A 19,576-nucleotide genomic window follows, 5' to 3' on the forward strand; every position below is an offset into this window, starting at 1 on the left:
CCCCTCGCCGCCCTCTTTCCAGTACCCCGGTGCTGCGCACCGCCCTGGTCTGGGGCGGCATCGTGACGGCGGTGCTCCTCGTTCTCGGTGCCGCGCTCGGCTTCCTCGTCGGAGGTGGGGGAGGCCTCGGCAGCGCGCTGTCGGGCGTCGCCGTCAGCGCGATCTTCCTCGCGGTGACGGCCATCAGCATCCTCGTGGCGAACCGCTGGTTCGGCGATCCCCTCTACGTCCCGATCTTCTTCGGGATCGTTCTGGGCGGCTGGCTGCTCAAGCTCATCCTGTTCATCGTGGCGATCGTCGTGCTGCGCGGACAGGGCTGGGTCGACCCGGTCGTCTTCTACGTGGCGCTCGTCGTCAGCGTGATCGCCTCGCTCGCCGTCGACGTGGTGGTGCTCCTGCGCATGCGCATCCCGAGCGTGAGCGATGTGACTCTGCCCACCGACCCCGACGCGGGCGACCGCCGATCCTAGGCCCCCGTATCCCATGAGGCGGCACGTCGAGGCCCACTAGTCCGCCGGCGAGACGATCGCTGCAGCCGGACTCATGGATCCGCCGGGAGTTTGATAGGGTTGCCGTAGTACCCACCCGCGATTGGAACTCTTCTCCAGGCTCGCACTTCGGGTAACAATCACCGACCATCGTCGCAACGGTTCACACCGATGCCCCGAAGCTGGAGCCAGCGCTGACTACTCAAGCTGCGACCCTGATCACGAACTTCGCGTCCGCGGGTGCCGAGTTCCACCCGCCGTCCATTTCGGAGTTCTTCCCGGATGCGGTGCTGTTCGAGGGCACGATCTTCGCGATCACGCGTATCAACCTCACGCAGATGCTGGCGACGCTGGCCCTCGTTCTCTTCCTTGTGCTCGGCACTCGCCGCATGAAGATCGTCCCCGGCCGCTTCCAGAGCGTCGCCGAGATGGGCCTCGACTTCGTCCGGGTCAACATCGCCGAGGACATCCTCGGCCGCAAGGACGGCAAGCGCTTCCTGCCGATCCTCACCACCATCTTCTTCATGGTGCTGTTCATGAACATCACGGGTGTCATCCCGTTCCTGAACATCGCCGGCACCAGCGTCATCGCCGTTCCGATGCTGCTCGCGATCGTGGCCTACGTCACCTTCATTTACGCAGGCATCAAGAAGAGTCCCGCCGGCTTCTTCAAGAACGCGCTGCTGCCCTCGGGCGTCCCGTGGCCGCTGTACATCATCATCGTCCCGCTCGAGTTCCTCTCCACGTTCATCATCCGGCCCGTCACCCTGACGCTGCGTCTGCTGATGAACATGGTCGTCGGTCACCTCATGCTGGTGCTGTTCTTCTCGGCGACGCAGTTCTTCGTCGTCGGGCTCAGCGGATGGTGGACGGCTCTCGGCGCCGGTTCGCTGGCCTTCGGCTTCGCCTTCACCCTGTTCGAAATCTTCGTCGCCTTCCTCCAGGCGTACGTCTTCGCGATCCTCACCGCGGTCTACATCCAGCTCGCGGTCGCAGAAGAGCACTGAGCGGCCCGGCGCACGCCGAGCCACCCAACGAAAGGAAAAAACCCGTGGACGCAACTACGGTTCTCGCCCAGGTCACCGGTAACGTCGCCACGATCGGCTACGGTCTCGCCGCCATCGGCCCCGCCATCGGCGTGGGCATCGTCGTCGGCAAGACGATCGAGGGCGTCGCCCGTCAGCCCGAGCTCGCGGGCCGCCTGCAGGTCCTGATGTTCATCGGTATCGCCTTCACCGAGGCGCTCGCCTTCATCGGTATCGCGACCGGCTTCATCTTCACTTGATCCCGGCCGCTCTCGATTCACTGTAAGGAGACAGGATGCTGAACGCTCTTGTCACTCTCGCCGCGGAGCCCGCGGGGGAAGCGCACAACCCGCTGCTTCCTGCGGTCTACGACATCATCTGGTCGGCGGTGTGCTTCGTCGTCATCATCTTCGTGGTGTGGCGCGTCGCTCTGCCGCGCATGGCGAAGCTGCTCGACGAGCGCAGTGCTGCCATCGAGGGCAACATCGCGAAGGCCGACGAGGCCCAGCGTCAGGCCGAGGCCGCCCTCGAGCAGTACACGGCTCAGCTCGCCGAGGCGCGCCGCGAAGCCGGTGAGATCCGCGAGTCCGCCACGCAGGACGGTCGCAAGATCGTCGCCGAGGCGCGCGAGACCGCGGCCGCCGATGCCGCTCGCATCACCGCGTCCGCGCACGCCCAGATCGAGGCCGAGCGTCAGGCCACCCTCGTGCAGCTGCGCTCCGAGGTCGGTACCCTCGCGGTCGACCTCGCCGGCAACGTGATCGGTGAGACCCTGTCCGACGACGCGCGTGCGAACGCCGTGGTCGACCGCTTCCTCGCCGAGCTCGAGGCGTCCGAGAAGGCGGCCAAGTAATGGGCAGCGCGACCACTCAGGCGCGGACCGCGACGACGGAGGCGCTGGCCTCCACGTCGGGCGTCGATCTCGACGTCGCGCGCGAGCTGTTCGCGGCCGTCGGTGCCGTGAGCGGATCGTCGCAGTTGAGCGGCGCGCTGTCCGACTCGTCGGTGCCGGCCCCCGCTCGCGCGGGGCTGGTCTCGGCCGTCTTCGGCTCCACCTACCGTCCCGCCACCGTCGCCCTGCTCTCCAGCGCCGCCCAGCAGCGCTGGTCGAACGCCGGGCAGTTCGTGGAGGGTCTCGAAGAGCTGGCGATCCAGGCGACCTCGGTCGCCGAGTCGGCGGACATCGAGTCGGAGCTGTTCGCCTTCTCGCGCACCGTCGCGAGCAACGGCGAGCTCGAGCTCGCTCTCGGTGGGCGCCTCGGCGGCGCCTCGGCGAAGGGGTCGCTCGTCTCGACCCTTCTCGACGGTCGCGCGAGCGCGGGCACTGCACTCATCGTGTCGTCGCTGGTGCAGAACGCCCGCGGTCGCCGTGTGCGCGCTCTGCTGCGCCGTGCCGAGCGCATCGTCGCCGACCAGCGCGCGCGCATCGTCGCGACCGTGTACGCCGCGGCACCTCTGAGCGCCGAGCAGCAGACCCGTCTGCAGAACTCTCTCAGCGCACGTTACGGTTCGGCGGTCACGCTGAACACCGTGATCGACCCGACGGTGGTCGGCGGTCTGCGCGTGCAGGTCGCGGACGACGTCATCGACGCGAGCGTGTCCGCACGTCTCGCTGACCTCCGCCAGCGGATCGCAGGCTAAAGACTTTCCGCCCGAGTGGGCGTGGATCTGGGGGCCGAGTGCCCCACGAACGAAGGAAGACAATGGCAGATCTCTCTATCAGCCCCGACGTCATTCGTGACGCGCTGAAGGACTTCGTCAACGCCTACGAGCCCACCGGCGCTGCGGCGACCGAGGTCGGCGCCGTCGTCGACGCGGCCGACGGCATCGCACACGTCGAGGGCCTTCCGGGCGTCATGGCCAACGAGCTCATCCGCTTCGCGGACGGCACGCTCGGCCTCGCTCAGAACCTCGACGAGAACGAGATCGGTGTGGTCGTCCTCGGCGACTTCGCCGGCATCGAAGAAGGCCAGAGCGTCACCCGCACCGGTGAGGTCCTCTCGGTCGGCGTCGGTGACGGCTACCTGGGTCGCGTCGTCGACCCGCTCGGCAACCCGATCGACGGTCTCGGCGAGATCGCGACCGAGGGCCGTCGCGCGCTCGAGCTCCAGGCGCCCGGCGTCATGCAGCGAAAGAGCGTTCACGAGCCCCTGCAGACCGGCATCAAGGCGATCGACGCGATGATCCCGGTCGGACGCGGCCAGCGCCAGCTCATCATCGGCGACCGCCAGACCGGTAAGACGGCCATCGCGATCGACACGATCATCAACCAGCGGGCCAACTGGGAGTCCGGCGACGTCAACAAGCAGGTGCGCTGCATCTACGTCGCGATCGGCCAGAAGGGCTCGACCATCGCTTCGGTGAAGGGCGCCCTCGAGGAGGCCGGCGCGATGGAGTACACCACCATCGTCGCAGCCCCGGCCTCCGACCCCGCCGGATTCAAGTACCTCGCCCCTTACACCGGCTCGGCCATCGGTCAGCACTGGATGTACGGCGGCAAGCACGTCCTCATCATCTTCGACGACCTCTCGAAGCAGGCCGAGGCCTACCGTGCTGTTTCGCTGCTGCTGCGCCGTCCGCCGGGCCGCGAGGCGTACCCCGGTGACGTCTTCTACCTGCACTCGCGTCTGCTCGAGCGTTGCGCGAAGCTGTCCGACGAGCTCGGGGCCGGTTCGATGACGGGTCTGCCCATCATCGAGACCAAGGCCAACGACGTCTCGGCGTACATCCCGACCAACGTGATCTCGATCACCGACGGCCAGATCTTCCTGCAGTCCGACCTCTTCAACGCCAACCAGCGTCCCGCGGTCGACGTGGGTATCTCGGTCTCGCGCGTGGGCGGTGACGCTCAGGTCAAGTCGATCAAGAAGGTCTCCGGAACGCTGAAGCTGGAGCTCGCGCAGTACCGCTCGCTCGAGGCTTTCGCGATGTTCGCGAGCGACCTCGACGCGGCGTCGCGCCGTCAGCTCGCCCGTGGTGCCCGTCTGACCGAGCTCCTCAAGCAGCCGCAGTACTCGCCGTACCCGGTCGAGGAGCAGGTCGTCTCGATCTGGGCCGGCACGAACGGCAAGCTCGACACCGTCGAGGTGTCCGATGTCCTTCGCTTCGAGCGCGAGCTGTTGGACTACCTCCGCCGCAACTCGACCGTGCTCGACACGTTGCGCGAGACGAACGTGCTCGGCGACGACACGCTCGCGGAGCTGGAGCAGAAGATCGACGCGTTCGCGAAGGAATTCCAGCCCGGCAAGGATCAGGGCGTCGTCGGGGCAGAGAAGGTCGACGCTGCCGAGGCGGAAGACGTCAACCAGGAGCGGATCGTCAAGGGCCGTCGCTGATAGCGACGACACGAGAACGGAATCATGGGCGCACAACTGCGGGTCTACAAGCAGAAGATCTCTTCTGCTCAGACGACCAAGAAGATCACGAAGGCGATGGAGCTCATCGCGGCTTCGCGCATCCAGAAGGCGATGGCGCGTGTGCGCGCGGCGTCGCCCTTCGCGCGGGCCGTCACGAGCGCCGTCTCCGCGGTGGCCACGCACTCCTCCGTCGACCACCCGCTGACGACGGAGCGAGAGAACATCCGCCGCTCGGCACTGGTCGTGTTCACCTCCGACCGAGGCCTGGCCGGCGCGTTCAACTCGCAGATCCTCCGCGAGGCTCTCGAGCTGGCCGAGCTCCTGCGGTCGCAGGGCAAGGACGTGGTGTTCTACCTCGTCGGTCGCAAGGCCGTCGGCTACTTCCAGTTCCGTCGCATGGCGAGCGCCGCGCAGTGGGTCGGTGACACCGACACCCCGCAGTTCTCCACCGCGGAGGAGATCTCGGATGCCGTTCTCGAGGCGTACCGCGCCGGTGGCGAGAACGAGGGTGTCGACGAGATCCACCTCGTGTACAACCGCTTCGTCAGCATGATGACGCAGTCGCCCGAATCGGTGCGTCTGCTTCCGCTCGAGGTGCTCGAGGCCGACGAGGCCCCGGGCCAGGCCGAGATCTACCCGCTCTACGAATTCGAGCCGGACGCTGAGACCGTGCTCGATGCGCTCCTGCCGGTCTATGTCCAGAGCCGTATCTTCAACGCCCTTCTCCAGTCGTCGGCTGCCAAGCACGCCGCGACCCAGAAGGCCATGAAGTCGGCCAGCGACAATGCCGACAAGCTCATCACCGACTACACCCGCCTGCGCAACAACGCGCGTCAGGCGGAGATCACGCAGCAGATCGCCGAGATCGTCGGCGGCGCCGATGCTCTGTCATCCGGCAAGTAAGTTCCCAAGGAGAGAAGAAGCCATGAGCCTCACCGCCGAGAAGACCGACGCGGCCGTCGTCGGACGCGTCGCGCGCGTCACCGGCCCGGTCGTCGACATCGAGTTCCCGCATGACGCGATCCCCGAGATCTACAACGCGCTGAAGACCACGATCACCATCGGTGACGAGTCGACCGAGATCACCCTCGAGGTCGCTCAGCACCTGGGTGACGACCTTGTCCGCGCGATCGCCCTCAAGCCCACCGACGGCATCGTCCGCGGCCAGGAAGTGCGCAACACCGGCGGCCCCATCTCGGTGCCCGTCGGCGATGTCACCAAGGGCAAGGTCTTCGACGTCACCGGTGAGGTGCTCAACGCCGCTCCCGGTGAGCAGGTCGAGATCACCGAGCGTTGGGGCATCCACCGCAAGGCGCCGAGCTTCGACCAGCTCGAGTCCAAGACCGAGATGTTCGAGACCGGCATCAAGTCGATCGACCTCCTCACCCCGTACGTCCAGGGTGGAAAGATCGGCCTCTTCGGTGGTGCCGGCGTCGGCAAGACCGTCCTCATCCAGGAGATGATCCAGCGCGTTGCGCAGGACCACGGTGGTGTCTCGGTGTTCGCCGGTGTCGGCGAGCGCACCCGTGAGGGCAACGACCTCATCGGTGAGATGGAAGAGGCGGGCGTCTTCGACAAGACCGCCCTCGTCTTCGGTCAGATGGACGAGCCGCCGGGAACGCGTCTGCGCGTCGCGCTGTCGGCCCTGACTATGGCGGAGTACTTCCGCGATGTCCAGAAGCAGGACGTGCTGTTGTTCATCGACAACATCTTCCGCTTCACGCAGGCGGGTTCCGAGGTCTCGACGCTGCTCGGCCGCATGCCCTCCGCCGTGGGCTACCAGCCGAACCTCGCCGACGAGATGGGCGTGCTCCAGGAGCGCATCACCTCGACGCGTGGTCACTCGATCACCTCGCTGCAGGCGATCTACGTCCCCGCCGACGACTACACCGACCCGGCTCCGGCGACCACGTTCGCGCACCTCGACGCGACCACCGAGCTCTCGCGCGAGATCGCGTCGAAGGGTCTGTACCCCGCCATCGACCCGCTGACGTCGACGAGCCGCATCCTCGACCCGCGCTACATCGGTGCCGACCACTACCGCGTGGCCACCAGCGTGAAGCAGATCCTGCAGAAGAACAAGGAACTGCAGGAGATCATCGCGATCCTCGGTGTCGACGAGCTCTCGGAAGAGGACAAGATCGTCGTGTCGCGCGCACGCCGCATTCAGCAGTTCCTCTCGCAGAACACCTACATGGCCAAGAAGTTCACCGGTGTCGAGGGCTCCACGGTCCCGATCAAGGAGACCATCGAGTCGTTCGACGCGATCGTCAAGGGCGACTTCGACCACGTCGCCGAGCAGGCGTTCTTCAACGTCGGCGGCATCTCCGACGTTGAGGCCAAGTGGGCGCAGATCCAGAAGGAGAACGGCTGACATGTCGTTGCGCGTGAGCCTGGTGTCGGCCGACGCCGAGGTGTGGACGGGGGAGGCCTCGCTCGTCGTGGCCAAGACCGTCGAAGGTGAGATCGGATTCATGCAGGGTCATGAGCCCGTCCTTGCGATCCTCGCCCAGGGCGAGGTGCGCATCACCCGCACCGACGGCTCGAAGATCCTCGCCAACGCCGAGGACGGCTTCCTGTCGATGGCGAACGATGAACTCACGATCGTCGCCGGAAACGCCGCACTCGTCTCCTGACGTCTTCTCTTCATTCGATGCGCGTCGCCCGGTCTCCGGGCGGCGCGCATCGTCTTTCCCACGGAGAATCCATGCTCGTCCTGCTTCCTCCCTCCGAGACCAAGCGTCCCGGCGGCGAAGGCGCTCCCCTCGACTTCGACGGGCTCGCCCTGCCGTCGCTGCGCTCTGCGCGCGAGTCGGTCGTCGATGCGCTCGTCGCTCTCTCCTCCGATGAGGAGGACGCCGCGCGGGTGCTCAAGATCAGCGCGAAGCGCCGGCACGAGGTCGCTGACAACGCGGCCCTCCGGACCTCGCCGACCCTGCCGGCGATCGATCGCTACACCGGTGTCCTCTTCGACGCTCTCGACGCGGGAAGCCTGGAGGCCCCGGCACGCTCCTGGCTCGGCGATCACGTCATGATCCACTCCGCGCCCCTCGGTCCCGTCGCTGCGCTGGATGGCATCCCGGCCTACCGCCTTGCGGCGGGCACGTCCCTGCCCGGCATCCCGTCGCTGCGACGCATCTGGGCAGGTGCCGTGAGCGAGGCGTGGGAAGAGCTCCGGCCGGATTTCGTCGTCGATCTGCGCTCGGAGGCGTACGCCGCCCTCGGTCCTCTGCCCGCCGGGGTCCCCTCAGCGTACGTCCGCGTCATGAGCGAGGACTCGGGGGGTGAGGCTCGCGCGCTGAACCATTTCAACAAGCACGCGAAGGGCGCGCTCGTACGGGCGCTGGCGTCGCAGGCCGCGCGGATCGGGTCTCTCGAAGATCTCCACGCCTGGGCGCAGGGCGCGGGGTGGACGCTCCGCGCCGGCGGCCCTGGCGAGGTGGCGCTGATTGTATGACATCCGAGTGCCCCTGTCAGGAAAGACTCAGGTTCGCTAGCATGTGACACGCGGGGGGCGCACGGATGCTCCTCGCGCACTCGCTTGGAAAGGAACTCGCATGAGTGACTCCTATTACTACGACGACGGAAGCGGCGCCGCCGCTCTCGCCGCAGTCTTGCTCGTCCTGATCCCGATCCTCTTCATCCTCGCCGTCGCGGCGTACGTGATCTCGTCGTTCCTCTACATGAAGATCTTCGAGAAGGCGGGCGTGCAGGGCAAGTGGCGCGCCTGGGTTCCGGTGTACAACGGCCTCGTGGCCGCGAAGCTCGGCGATGTCTCGCCGTGGGTGGTCCTGATCGTCGCGGTCGCCTCGAGCGTGCTGTCGAACATCCCGGTCATCGGCCCGATCTTCAGCCTCGCGATCCTCGCGGTCGCTGTGATGTACTCCTACCGCATCGGTCTGAAGCTCGGCAAGGACTGGCCGCTGCTGCTGCTGTGGCTGATCCCCGGCATCGGTGCACTCATCTGGCTCGCCGTCATCGCGTTCAGCAACAACCGCTGGAACCCCGCGATCGCTCCCGCCCCGTGGGCCAACTCTTTCCTCGCCGATAAGACGGTGTGGAACGGCATCCCGGTCCAGCCGAGCCAGCCCGTCGCCGGTAACGGTGGCGGCTACGCCGGCCCCGGCTACGGAGCGCCCCCGGCGCAGCAGCCGTACAGCCCGCCGGCGACCGGCACGACCCCGCCGCCTCCCGCGACGGGTACGACTCCGCCGCCCCCGGCGCCGCCGACCGGCCCCCAGCTCTGACCTCATCGAAGGGCTCTCCGCCACCGCGGGGAGCCCTTCGTCGTTCCCGGCGATAGCGTGGAGGGATGACGTCCCCTGCGCTTCCTCTTCGTGCCGTCGGCCGTTCCGGACTCCGTGTCTCCGCGGTGGGTCTCGGATGCAACAACTTCGGGCGCGCCGGCACGGCGACCGAAACGATCCAGGGCACGCGGGCGGTGCTCGACGCCGCCATCGACGCGGGAGTGACCTTCCTCGACACCGCCGACATGTACGGGAGAGAGTTCGGCCTGTCGGAGCGCCTGATGGGCGAGGCGTTGAAGGGGCGCCGCGACCAGGTCGTCCTCGCGACGAAGTTCGGGCACGCCGACTTCGCTCCCGCGGTCCCGGGAGGGGCGAAGGGCTCGAGGGCGCACGTGCGGCGCGCCGTCGAAGACTCGCTCCGTCGCCTTCGGACGGACTGGATCGACCTCTACCAACTGCACACACCCGACCCGGGGACGCCCATCGAGGAGACGCTCGACGCGCTGAGCGACCTCGTGCGCGAGGGCAAGGTCCGCTACGTCGGACACTCGAACTTCGCGGGATGGCAGATCGCCGAGGCCGAGCACGCGGCGACGGGAGTGCGATTCGTGTCGGCGCAGAACCAGTACAGCTTGCTCGCGCGGGCCGCGGAGCGGGAGATCCTCCCCGCGTCCGAGCGCTACGGCTTGGGGCTTCTGCCCTTCTTCCCCCTGCACAACGGATTGCTCACCGGGAAGTTCACGCGTGACGGCGGACCCGAGGGGAGCCGCATCATGCGCCAGAGGCCGCACCTGTGGCGTGAGGCTCCCTGGGACGCGCTCGAGATCTACCAGGCTTTCTGCGACGCGCGCGGCATCACCATGCTCGAAGCGACTTTCGGCTGGTTCCTGGCCAACCCCGTCGTCGCGAGTGTGATCGCCGGGGCGACGAGCCCCGAGCAGATCCGCGCCAACGCCGCGGCGGCGACCGCCTGGACGCCCAGCGCGGAGGACCTCGCCGAGATCGACGGCATCCTGCCGTTGCCCGCCGATCCTGCCGCGGGGTGACGACATGGATGTCATGTGCACGTGCGGCGCGTACGCGGATCGGCGGCGAGCGTCGACTAAGATGACAGGGCCGTGCGGATCCGCCGGCGCTGTCGGCCAACCGGAGGATTGTTCGTGCCCGAGGTGACCACCCACACGCGTACCGTCCCGCTCGGCGAGACCGTTCTCGAACTGTCGTGGGCGGCGAGCACCGAGGTCGGACGTCGCCGCGAGGTGAATCAGGATGCCGTCCTCGCCGACTACCCGCTGTTCGTCGTCGCAGACGGCATGGGCGGACACCTCGGCGGTGAGATCGCCAGCGCCAGTACCGTCGAACGCCTTCGCGCGGTCGTCGCGACCGGCCCCGTCTCGACCAAGAACATCGAAAAGGCCCTGTCCCGCGCGGTCAAGGACATCGTGGCCCACCCCGAGACGACCGACGAGGGCACGGGGACGACGCTCACGGGCGTCTATCTCGAGACCCAGACGGACGAGCCCCACTGGGTGACGCTCAACATCGGCGACTCGCGCGTGTACCTCCTTCGCGACGGCGAGATCGTCCAGGTGACCACCGATCACTCGGTCGTTCAGGAACTGATCGCGGCAGGCCGCCTGAGTCCCGAAGAGGCGGAGAATCACCCTTACGGGAACGTCATCACGCGCGCCGTCGGTCCGAGCGACAGCGTCAAGCCCGATTACCTGCGCCTCGACGTGCTCGACGGCGACCGCTTCGTGATCTGCTCCGACGGTCTGACCAAAGAGCTCACCGACTTCGGCATTCGCCACTTCCTCGAGGCGAACGCGAATCCGGCCGCCGCCGTCGAGGCGATGATGGCCGCCGCGCTCGAAAACGGTGGACGAGACAACATCTCGATCGTCGTGCTCGACGTCATCCGTCGGTCCGCCTAAATTCATCTTGACCGCGGAGACCCGCGGATTCTACGTTCGGCATATGACCTCCGCACCCGAACGGACGGCCGGCAAGGGCCTGGCCACCGGCACCCTGGGCCTCTGGGGCTCGACCGTGATCGGTCTGGCATCCACCGCCCCGGTGTATTCCCTCGTGGCCACCCTCGGCTTCGTGGTTCTCGCCGTGGGAGCCTCGGCGCCGATCGCCTTCGTCCTGGCGTTCGTCCCGATGCTCTTCATCGCCTTCGCTTATCGCGAGCTCAACAACGAGGTGCCCGACTGCGGCACGACGTTCACCTGGGGTACGAAGGCCTTCGGGCCGTGGGTCGGGTGGATGGGCGGCTGGGGCGTCGCGGTGGCCGGAATGGTCGTGCTCGCCAATCTCTCCCAGATCGCGGGCATCTACCTGTGGTCGCTCATCGGCGACGGCTCCCTCGCCGAGAACGTCCCGCTCGTCACCGCGACGGGCGTCGCCTTCATCGCGGCGATGACCTACGTCAGCTACCGCGGGGTGGAGATCGGCGAGCGCATCCAGAACATCCTTCTCGCGGCGCAGTACCTCGTGCTCGCGCTCTTCGTGGTCCTGGCGCTGTGGAAGTTCTTCGACGGGACCGCCCCCAACCCCACCCCGTTCGACCTCGCGTGGTTCAACCCCTTCGGCTTCACCGACTGGAGCGGCTTCACCGAGGCGGTCCTGTTGGCGCTGTTCATCTACTGGGGGTGGGACACCTGTCTGGCCCTGAACGAGGAGACGAAGGACCCGAAGCGCATTCCGGGCCGTGCGGCGCTGCTGACGACTGTGATCCTGCTCGGCACGTACGTGACGGTGACGGTCGCGGCGATGATGTACGCCGGCGTCGGTGAGGACGGCGCCGGTCTGGCGAACCCCGCGAACGCCGACGACGTGTTCCTCGCGCTCAAGGACGGACTGTTCGGCCCGTTCGGGTGGGCGCTCATCGTCGCCGTGCTCATCTCGGCGGTCTCGTCGACGCAGACGACCATCCTGCCCACCGCGCGTGGAACGCTCGCGATGGCCGCGTACAAGGCGCTGCCGCACCGCTTCCAGACGGTGCATCCGCGGTACCGCACACCGTCGTTCTCGACCCTCGTCATGGGCATCGTCGCGAGCGTCTACTACGTGGGCATGACGATCATCAGCGACAACATCCTGCAGGATTCGATCCTGTCTCTCGGGCTCGCGATCGCCTTCTACTACTCCATGACCGGGTACGCCTGCGTCTGGTACTACCGTCGGCAGCTGTTCTCGTCGGCGAAGAACCTCGTGTACCGCGGCATCCTGCCCCTGCTCGGCGCGCTCATGCTGACGTTCGCCTTCGTGCAGTCGGCGATCGACATGTACGACCCGGAGTACGGCAACACCGTCCTGCTGGGGATCGGCGGCACGTTTGTGGTCGGCATCGGATCGCTCGCGATCGGTGTCGTGCTGATGGTGCTGTGGTTCCTGTTCCCCGGCTCCCAGCCGTTCTTCCGGGGCGAGAGCCTCAATCGCGAGACCGAGGTGCTCGTGCCGGACGAGCCGATCGCGCACCCGCGTTCGGTCGACGGGGGTATCTGAGCGGAGACGGTCTCGGATCGGCCGGGAGAGCCGTTCTCGAGGCGTCAGACCGCGGAGCGGATGGACCCGACCTCGCGACCGCCGCCGAGCACCGACAGCGAGAGCTGCGCGACCGTGTCGTCGACCTCCTGCGCGCTCAGGGCTCCGACCCGCTCGAGCAGACGCAGGGCGACGACGTGGCCGGCACGGTTGGAGCCGTCGAGCATCTTGAGGGCGACCGTCGTGCCGTCGGGAGCGGTCATGACCTGCACGCCCTCGGCGCCCATCTTCGAGAAGACGCCGAGTCGCTCGATGACGACCGTGTCGGGTCGCCCGGGCCCGTCGATGGTCCAGGGGTTCTCCTTCACCGCGCGCACGAGTGTGCCGGCGCTCCGGTGCAGGGCGAAGGGGGAGCGTTCCGACGAGGTCGCGATGCGCTGGATGGCCCGTGCGAGCCCGACGAGGCTCATGGCGTAGACGGGCGCGCCGCAGCCGTCGATGGCGGTGGTGGTCGTGCGCTCGCCGACAAGACGCTCGACGACCTCGCGGATGTGGGCCTGGAGCGGATGCTGGGGGTCGAGGTAGTCGCTCGTGCTCCAGCCGTTGGCCACGCAGGTCGCGAGCATCGCGGCGTGCTTGCCCGAACAGTTCATGCGCAGCGGCGAGGGGGAGGCGTGGTCGCGCACCATGTCGTCGCGCGAGGCGGTGTCGGTCGGCCACGCGGCGGGGCAGCCCAGGTCGTCCTCGGTGAGGCCGGAGGACTGCAGGATGCCGCGGGCCACCTCGGCGTGACGCTCGGTGCCCGCGTGGCTCGCCATCGAGATCGCGAGACGTTCGCCGGCCAGATCGGCCCCGGCCGAGAGGCACGCCAGGGCCTGGAGCGGCTTCATGCTCGAGCGGGGGAGGAAGAGGGCGCTCGCCTCGCCGAGGGTGAGCTTCTCGGATCCGTCGGGGGCGAGGACCACGGCGACGCCGTAGTGACGGGATTCGACGAAGCCGTTGCGGTCCACGACGGCGAGCTCGACGGAGGCGGGAGGCGTTGCGGGCATCCCCCCATCGTATCCCCGGGCCCCCTCCGCCCCCGGGCGCGCGACGGCGCGTGAGAGGACCTCGGCGAGGGGAGAACCGACCGGGATCGCGACCAGAACAGGACGGGTCTCGTTCATCGGAGCGACCCGATTCGGACCCGCGTCCGGAGGGGGCGCTGCCTACAGTCGGGTCGCCCGCTTCCGCGGGCCGCTCCCCACAGCTTCGAGTCGTCTGCTCCCGCCGCCCACGAGCGCCGACTCTCCGCGGCACCCGTCCGCGCGCCGCGGGGGAGCGTACGCACCCGGAAGGACCCGTCACCCATGACCCCCACCCGATCGCGACTGCTCCGCGCGGCCGCGACCCTCGTGGCCGCCGCGAGCCTGCTGGCATCCGCTCCCCCCGCTGTTGCGGCCACGGCCCCGGCCAACGCCGTCGGGGCCGCGCAACTCGTCCTCGTCGAAAGCGTCCACGCGAGCGGCAAGGTGCTCCAGATCGGGGCCGGCGACGCGCAGGTCTCGAGCGCACCGGGAGCGACCGTCCCCGCCGTCGCCTCGATCTCGTCGATGGCGCAGGCCGACCCCCGGACGCTCTCCGCCCAGGCTCTGCGTCTGTACCCTGTCGTCGGCTCGGCCCGCACCTTCCTGATCGCCGACCAGAAGGACCGGGTCCTCATCCGCTCGCGCAACGATCAGGAGACGTTCCGCTACCTGCAGACGGCCGACGTCGCCGACTCCGCCACCGACCCCTACGCCCAGTGGGAGCTGCGCGACGCGGGCAACGGCACGGTGAACCTCGTGAACGTGCAGCGCGATCGCGACGGCAAGGAGTCGGCTCTCGACCTCTACAACTGGAAGACCGCCGACGGATCCGAGGTGCAGACCTACACCCTCAACGCCTCCGCCGCGGTGCAGCAGTGGCGCGTGCACCCCCTCACCCCGACCGTGACCTCGCCCGCGGTCGTGACGACCCCGGGCGTGCTCCCCGCGCTGCCGAGCAGCCTCACCGGGCGCTACGGCTGGGGCCGCACGATCACGCTGTCGCCCATCACGTGGGCGATGCCCGCCGCGACGACGTGGCTGACCCCCGGAGTGGTGTCGGTCGCCGGCTCCGCGAAGGGCCTCTTCGGTGAGGACGTCGCGCTCTCGGCATCCGTCGCCGTCGGCGCGCTCTCGGATGCCGCCGACTCCTCGCTCACCACCTACGCCGGCGCGACGGTGGCCGAGGTCGCCATGCGCGCCCCGAGCACGGTCCAGCGTCGCATCGGCGACACCGGGCAGAGCGTGACCGCTGCCGTGCGGTGGGACTTCTCGAAGGTGACGGATGCCGCGTTCTCGACGCCGGGGACCGTCAGGATCCCCGCGGTATCGGGACTCGGCTTCTCGGCCACCCTTGTCGTCACGGTCGCCGCGGCTCAACAGGTGAACGTCCTGCGCCAGTCGGGAGTGCACCCGGACTGGTCGTTCAAGGACTCCACGACCTTCGCGCTGACCGACGGCAACCGCACCGCCACGGGCTTCGCCGACTGGCGCTCGGGCGGGGCCGCGAACCGCGTGAACCCCAACCGCGTGACCTTCTACCTCGATCAGCCGCGACAGATCACCGGCGTGAACGTGTACGACATCGGCGGCAAGCAGAACATCGGCTCGGTCACGGTGCAGTACCGCACCACGCGCGGGGGGTGGGCGAACCTGCCGTCCGCGACGACCTGGCCGGCCGCGAACACCTCGACCGATCTGCGTCTCGAGGTCACCGCGTCCCGACCGGTCCTGGCGACCGGGCTCCGCGTGCTCGTGAAGAACAAGACCTCGTCCACCTGGATGACCCTGTCCGAGATCGAGGCCTACGGTCCTCAGCTCACCCCCGTCTCCTGAACGACACCCCCGACATGAGAAGAGATATGTTCCCTCGTCTGCGCCGCTCGGTACGCGGCATCTCGGCCGGAATGGTCGTCGGCGCGCTCGCCGTCTCGAGCCTCGCCTTCGGCGGTGCCTCGGTCGCGCTCGCCGCCTCCACCACGACCTCGACCTCGACCCCCGGCGCGCCCGCCGCCTCCTCGGCGGCGGGACCGGCGACCGCGTCGACCCCGGGCACCTCGGCGGCGTCCGGCTCCACGGCGGCGGCCGTCTCGGCATCCGGGACGTCCTCGTCGGCGGGACGCTCGAGCTTCCTGCTGCCGGTGCTGCCGGACACGCAGTTCTACTCGCGCTACAGCGCCTCGCAGTTCGTGCCGCAGTACGGCACCAACCCCTTCGAGGTGCAGACCCAGTGGGTCGTCGACAACAAGAAGACCCTCAACATCCCGTTCGCGATGCAGCTGGGTGACGTCGTCGACCAGCAGGGCAAGAGCGACCAGTGGAGCGCCGCGGCCAAGGCGATGAGGATCCTCGAAGACGGCAAGGTGCCATACTCGGTGATCCCCGGCAACCACGACGTGGCCGACCAGGGGGCGCGGTCCTCGGAGGGCAACGCCGCGAACTACCTCGCGAACTTCGGCGCCTCGACGCTGCAGCGCCAGGGCGGCTCGACCCTGCTCGGAACCTTCCAGAACGGTTACTCCTCGGCCTACCGTTTCTCGGCCGAGGGTCACGACTGGGTCGTGCTGTCGCTGGGATGGAACGCCTCGGACGACACCTTCGCCTGGGCCCAGGGGATCCTGGATGCCAACAAGGGCGTGCCCGTGATCCTGTCGTCGCACGCGATCATCGGCATCGACCAGGACCAGGTGTCGCCGACCAGCTGGTGGTACGGCGACCTGCTGTGGGACAAGCTCATCCGCAAGAACGACCAGATCGTGCTGACGCTGAACGGGCACTTCCACGGCGCGACCATGCGCACGCTGACGAACGACTTCGGGCACCCCGTGCACGAGGTGCTCACCGACTACCAAATGGCCGCGGACGGCGGGAACGGCATCATGACGCTGTTCGAGTTCGACCTGTCGGGAGGGAGTATCGACGTGTCGACCATCTCGCCGTGGGTGGGCAAGAAGCACGCCGACTCGCGGACCTCGACCGACGCCCCCGTGCTCACCGGCACCTGGCAGCAGTTCTCGCTCGCGATGGACTTCGGCTCGCGGTTCGGGTGGGGAGCGCCCTCGGCCGCCCAGGCCGATGGCTCCGACCTCACCGCCGCCGCGAAGGACATCGTGTCGCGGGGATGGACCGGATCGTCGACGGGGGAGAAGCTCGCCGCCGCGGGCGACGCCTCGGACTACTTCGCCGTGCCCGGGACCGTGGCGCACTGGCGCTTCGGCGACGTGAAGGAGGGTGTGGTCGACGAGAACACCGTCGTCCCCGACATCGCCGGGTCGAGCCCGATGTACCGTCTGCCGCTGGAACAGACCGACGCCCCCGACGAGCTCGACGACGTGGCGGTCACCCACAAGGATGTTCCGTTCTACTCCGCCGACCGCGGCGCAGTGTGCTTCAGCGACGTGCATCGCAACGCCAGCGGCCCCGACAACCTCGCCTTCCTCACGACCGAGTACGGCGCTCCGGCGACCTCTGCGCACCTGAACGCCCAGTCGGGGTACACCCTCGAGACCTTCCTGCAGATGGATGCCGACTGGACCGAGGCCGCGAACCGCTGGGGCGCCGCGATCAGCCGCGGCGGCGCGCGTAGCTGGATCGGCATCAACGACTCGTCCGACGAGGGGGCGGGAGCGGCGTGGCTGGGGATCTCGAACCTGCGCGAGTACCAGTTCTCGGCGGCGGACACCGCGTCGAAGAACTCGTACACGCTCTGGTCGGGAGAGATCATGCCCGGGAGCTGGCACCATGTCGCGATCGTGGACGACCCCGCGGCGGGAACGGTGATCATGTACGTCGACGGCGTGCCGGTCCTGCGCAACGCCTCGGGAGTGGGCGGCATGATGGCCGCCGATCTCATGCCGTGGGTGATCGGTGCGTCGCTGTGGGACACCGAGCCCGAGCACGGCTGGTACGGGTGCGTGGGTGAGACCCGCATCGTCGATCACGCCCTGCCCCGCGAGCAGTTCCTCTTCCAGCGCGCCGACCTCGACGCCACCGCCTCGGCCTTCGCCGTGACCACGCCGTTGTCGGGCGTGCTGGCCTCGACCGCGACGGTGCCGACCCTCGAGGGGCGCGGTGTCGTGGGTGCGCAGGTCGCGGTCCGCGTCGACGGGGCCGACGCGGGCTCGACAGCCGTCGGCGCCGACGGCGCGTGGCGGTTGACGCTGAAGACGCCCGTCGCAGGCGTCGGCGCGCACGCCCTGTCGTTCACCCAGTCCATCGGCACGCGGGTCGGGTCGCCGCTCGAGCTGACGGTGACGATGGGAGTGGATGCCGCGTGGACTCCCGATCCCGAGAAGGTGGCGACCGACAAGGAGGGGACGGTCACCGTCACCCCGAGCACCTTCCACGCCGGAGACACGGTGACGGTCGGCGTGCCCGCCGGTCTCGAGGGGAAGGACCTCTACGGGTTCCTCTTCTCGCAGCCGACGGGGCTGGGCACGGCGACCGTGGCGAACCGTGCGATCTCGCTCACGGTTCCCGGGAGCGTGCCCGCGGGCGAGCACCGTCTCGCCGTCTACACCGCGACGGGTGAGCTGGTGGGCTGGGCGCGCGTGAGCGTCGCTCGTCCCGTCGTGACCGTCGACCCGGCTGCGGGCGCCGGTGGCGCTGCGACCGCGGGCACCACGGGTGCGAGCGCCGGCGGGCAGCCGTCGACCCCGCGTCGGGGCGATCTCGCGGCCACCGGTGTGGCCTCGGGAGTCCTGGCCGCTCTGTCGGGCGTCGCCCTGATGCTCGCCGTGCTCGGTCTGGTGCTGCGACGGGTTCGCCGCCGCGCCTGACGATGACGCGAAAGGATCCCCGTCCGGCTCGCCCGGGCGGGGATCTTCGCGCTCCAGTGGCCCGCGCGCGGGCGCGGACGGGCAGACTGGGGACATGAACGGAGAGCACCACTACCGCCTGCGATCGACCTGGACCGGCGACCTGGGGACGGGCACGAGCGGGTACCGCGACTACGAGCGTGCCGTGACCCTCGAGGTCGACGGAAAGCCCGCGATCGCGGCATCCGCCGACAAGCCCTTCCGCGGGGACCCCGCCAAGTGGAATCCCGAAGAACTCCTGATCGCCGCGCTCAGCGAGTGCCATCTGCTGTCGTACCTGCACGCGTGCGTCACGACCGGCGTCGTCGTCACCGGTTACGAGGACGACGCCACCGGCACGATGCAGGAGGACGGCAACAGCGGGGGAGCGTTCACCGAGGTCGTTCTGCGCCCCCGCGTCCGCGTGGCCGAGGAGTCCATGATCGAGGCGGCGGTCGCCGCCCACCGGCAGGCGCGCGAATGGTGCTTCATCGCCAACTCCGTCAACTTCCCCGTGCGACACGAACCCGAGGTCACGGTCGGCTGAGCGCCGAGCGTCGCGGGGAGGATGCCGCGGCGTCGTACAGTGAGCGCATGCAGCTCGAACCCGCCCTGCGCCGACTCGACCGGATCGCCGGGGGCCGTCAGGCCGATCACCGCGTCGCCGTCTCCACCGACCCGAAGGTGCACCGCGCCTTCCGCGCCATCACGCTCCTGCTTGCGGTCGGTTTCGTGCTCGGTGTCGCGACGGTCGTCGTCGCCCTCGTCATGACGATGAACGGCGACGACGTCGGCTTCGCCGTCTGGATGCGCTGCCTCGTGGTGCTCGCCATCACCACGACCCTGTTCTACTTCCTCTGGCGTGCCCGCGTCGGCTGGTACTGGGCGTTCCGTCGGCTGCAGCTGTTCAGCCGCATCTTCCCGGTCATCGCCCTCGTCCTCGCCGCCATTCCGGGGCTCTATCCGTTCTGGGTCGTCAGTGAGCAGATTCTCTTCGCGATCCTGCTCATCGGCGTCTCGGACTACCTGCAGTCCGACGCCGTACGCGCCGCATACCCCAAACCGCAGCGCTGAGTCGGTGGCATCCGCGTGCCGCGAACCCGGCGTGTCG

The 19,576-nt window shown here is 68.6% G+C and carries 18 protein-coding genes and 1 pseudogene; 18 read left to right on the top strand and 1 reads right to left on the bottom strand.

From position 1 onward, the window contains the following. Window positions 1-29 precede the first annotated feature (29 nt). The 14 genes and pseudogenes from NE358_RS04985 to NE358_RS05050 all read left to right on the top strand — a co-directional run bounded on the left by NE358_RS04985 (window position 30) and on the right by NE358_RS05050 (window position 12,626). On the top strand, window positions 30-470 hold the full coding sequence (locus NE358_RS04985; protein WP_499318336.1) for a Cg1360 family ATP-synthase-associated protein: 441 nt from the start codon (window positions 30-32) through the stop codon (window positions 468-470). 305 nt (window positions 471-775) lie between these two features. Further along, window positions 776-1,495 (top strand): F0F1 ATP synthase subunit A, encoded by a 720-nt coding sequence (gene atpB, locus NE358_RS04990; RefSeq protein WP_499318337.1) that lies wholly within the window; start codon window positions 776-778, stop codon window positions 1,493-1,495. A gap of 44 nt (window positions 1,496-1,539) precedes the next feature. After that, on the top strand, window positions 1,540-1,773 hold the full coding sequence (gene atpE, locus NE358_RS04995; protein ID WP_043360904.1) for a F0F1 ATP synthase subunit C: 234 nt from the start codon (window positions 1,540-1,542) through the stop codon (window positions 1,771-1,773). A gap of 35 nt (window positions 1,774-1,808) precedes the next feature. Then, on the top strand, window positions 1,809-2,366 hold the full coding sequence (locus tag NE358_RS05000; RefSeq protein WP_103210253.1) for a F0F1 ATP synthase subunit B: 558 nt from the start codon (window positions 1,809-1,811) through the stop codon (window positions 2,364-2,366). Beyond that, a complete protein-coding gene (locus NE358_RS05005; protein ID WP_103210255.1) occupies window positions 2,366-3,154 on the top strand; it encodes a F0F1 ATP synthase subunit delta in 789 nt (262 codons plus the stop codon). Before NE358_RS05000 ends, NE358_RS05005 begins: the two co-directional genes overlap by 1 nt. Window positions 3,155-3,216: 62 nt before the next feature. After that, a pseudogene (gene atpA / locus NE358_RS05010) lies at window positions 3,217-4,749 on the top strand (F0F1 ATP synthase subunit alpha); the annotation flags it as partial. A 123-nt stretch (window positions 4,750-4,872) separates the two neighbouring features. Then, the gene (locus tag NE358_RS05015; protein WP_103210259.1) at window positions 4,873-5,772 is read left to right on the top strand and encodes a F0F1 ATP synthase subunit gamma; all 900 of its coding nucleotides are present in this window, start codon (window positions 4,873-4,875) and stop codon (window positions 5,770-5,772) included. 22 nt (window positions 5,773-5,794) lie between these two features. Beyond that, window positions 5,795-7,243, top strand: coding sequence for a F0F1 ATP synthase subunit beta (gene atpD / locus NE358_RS05020; protein WP_103210262.1), 1,449 nt, complete (start codon window positions 5,795-5,797; stop codon window positions 7,241-7,243). Between the two features lies 1 nt (window position 7,244). Next, window positions 7,245-7,505 carry a F0F1 ATP synthase subunit epsilon gene (locus NE358_RS05025; RefSeq protein ID WP_058597269.1) on the top strand — a complete coding sequence of 87 codons (261 nt, stop codon included), beginning with the start codon at window positions 7,245-7,247 and terminating at the stop codon, window positions 7,503-7,505. A 71-nt stretch (window positions 7,506-7,576) separates the two neighbouring features. After that, on the top strand, window positions 7,577-8,326 hold the full coding sequence (locus tag NE358_RS05030; protein WP_289942046.1) for a YaaA family protein: 750 nt from the start codon (window positions 7,577-7,579) through the stop codon (window positions 8,324-8,326). 100 nt (window positions 8,327-8,426) lie between these two features. Beyond that, on the top strand, window positions 8,427-9,116 hold the full coding sequence (locus tag NE358_RS05035; protein WP_116238430.1) for a large exoprotein: 690 nt from the start codon (window positions 8,427-8,429) through the stop codon (window positions 9,114-9,116). A gap of 65 nt (window positions 9,117-9,181) precedes the next feature. Next, window positions 9,182-10,162 (top strand): aldo/keto reductase, encoded by a 981-nt coding sequence (locus NE358_RS05040; RefSeq protein WP_141375534.1) that lies wholly within the window; start codon window positions 9,182-9,184, stop codon window positions 10,160-10,162. A 114-nt stretch (window positions 10,163-10,276) separates the two neighbouring features. Continuing rightward, a complete protein-coding gene (locus NE358_RS05045) occupies window positions 10,277-11,050 on the top strand; it encodes a PP2C family protein-serine/threonine phosphatase (RefSeq protein ID WP_116238874.1) in 774 nt (257 codons plus the stop codon). Window positions 11,051-11,093: 43 nt separating this feature from the next. Next, on the top strand, window positions 11,094-12,626 hold the full coding sequence (locus NE358_RS05050) for an APC family permease (protein WP_289942051.1): 1,533 nt from the start codon (window positions 11,094-11,096) through the stop codon (window positions 12,624-12,626). A gap of 44 nt (window positions 12,627-12,670) precedes the next feature. Here NE358_RS05050 and NE358_RS05055 read toward each other — a convergent pair whose 3' ends face one another. Beyond that, the gene (locus NE358_RS05055) at window positions 12,671-13,654 is read right to left on the bottom strand and encodes an asparaginase (protein WP_174799629.1); all 984 of its coding nucleotides are present in this window, start codon (window positions 13,652-13,654) and stop codon (window positions 12,671-12,673) included. A gap of 300 nt (window positions 13,655-13,954) precedes the next feature. On the opposite strand from NE358_RS05055, the gene NE358_RS05060 reads away from it, so the two are divergent. The 4 genes from NE358_RS05060 to NE358_RS05075 all read left to right on the top strand — a co-directional run bounded on the left by NE358_RS05060 (window position 13,955) and on the right by NE358_RS05075 (window position 19,539). Further along, window positions 13,955-15,505, top strand: coding sequence for an RICIN domain-containing protein (locus tag NE358_RS05060; protein ID WP_499318342.1), 1,551 nt, complete (start codon window positions 13,955-13,957; stop codon window positions 15,503-15,505). A 26-nt stretch (window positions 15,506-15,531) separates the two neighbouring features. Then, window positions 15,532-18,447, top strand: coding sequence for a LamG-like jellyroll fold domain-containing protein (locus NE358_RS05065; RefSeq protein ID WP_289942056.1), 2,916 nt, complete (start codon window positions 15,532-15,534; stop codon window positions 18,445-18,447). Between the two features lie 94 nt (window positions 18,448-18,541). Beyond that, the gene (locus NE358_RS05070; RefSeq protein WP_103210280.1) at window positions 18,542-19,012 is read left to right on the top strand and encodes an OsmC family protein; all 471 of its coding nucleotides are present in this window, start codon (window positions 18,542-18,544) and stop codon (window positions 19,010-19,012) included. Window positions 19,013-19,059: 47 nt separating this feature from the next. Then, window positions 19,060-19,539, top strand: coding sequence for a hypothetical protein (locus NE358_RS05075; RefSeq protein ID WP_103210283.1), 480 nt, complete (start codon window positions 19,060-19,062; stop codon window positions 19,537-19,539). Window positions 19,540-19,576 lie beyond the last annotated feature (37 nt).

The sequence above is a fragment of the Sphingomonas sp. G5 genome, from assembly GCF_052660795.1.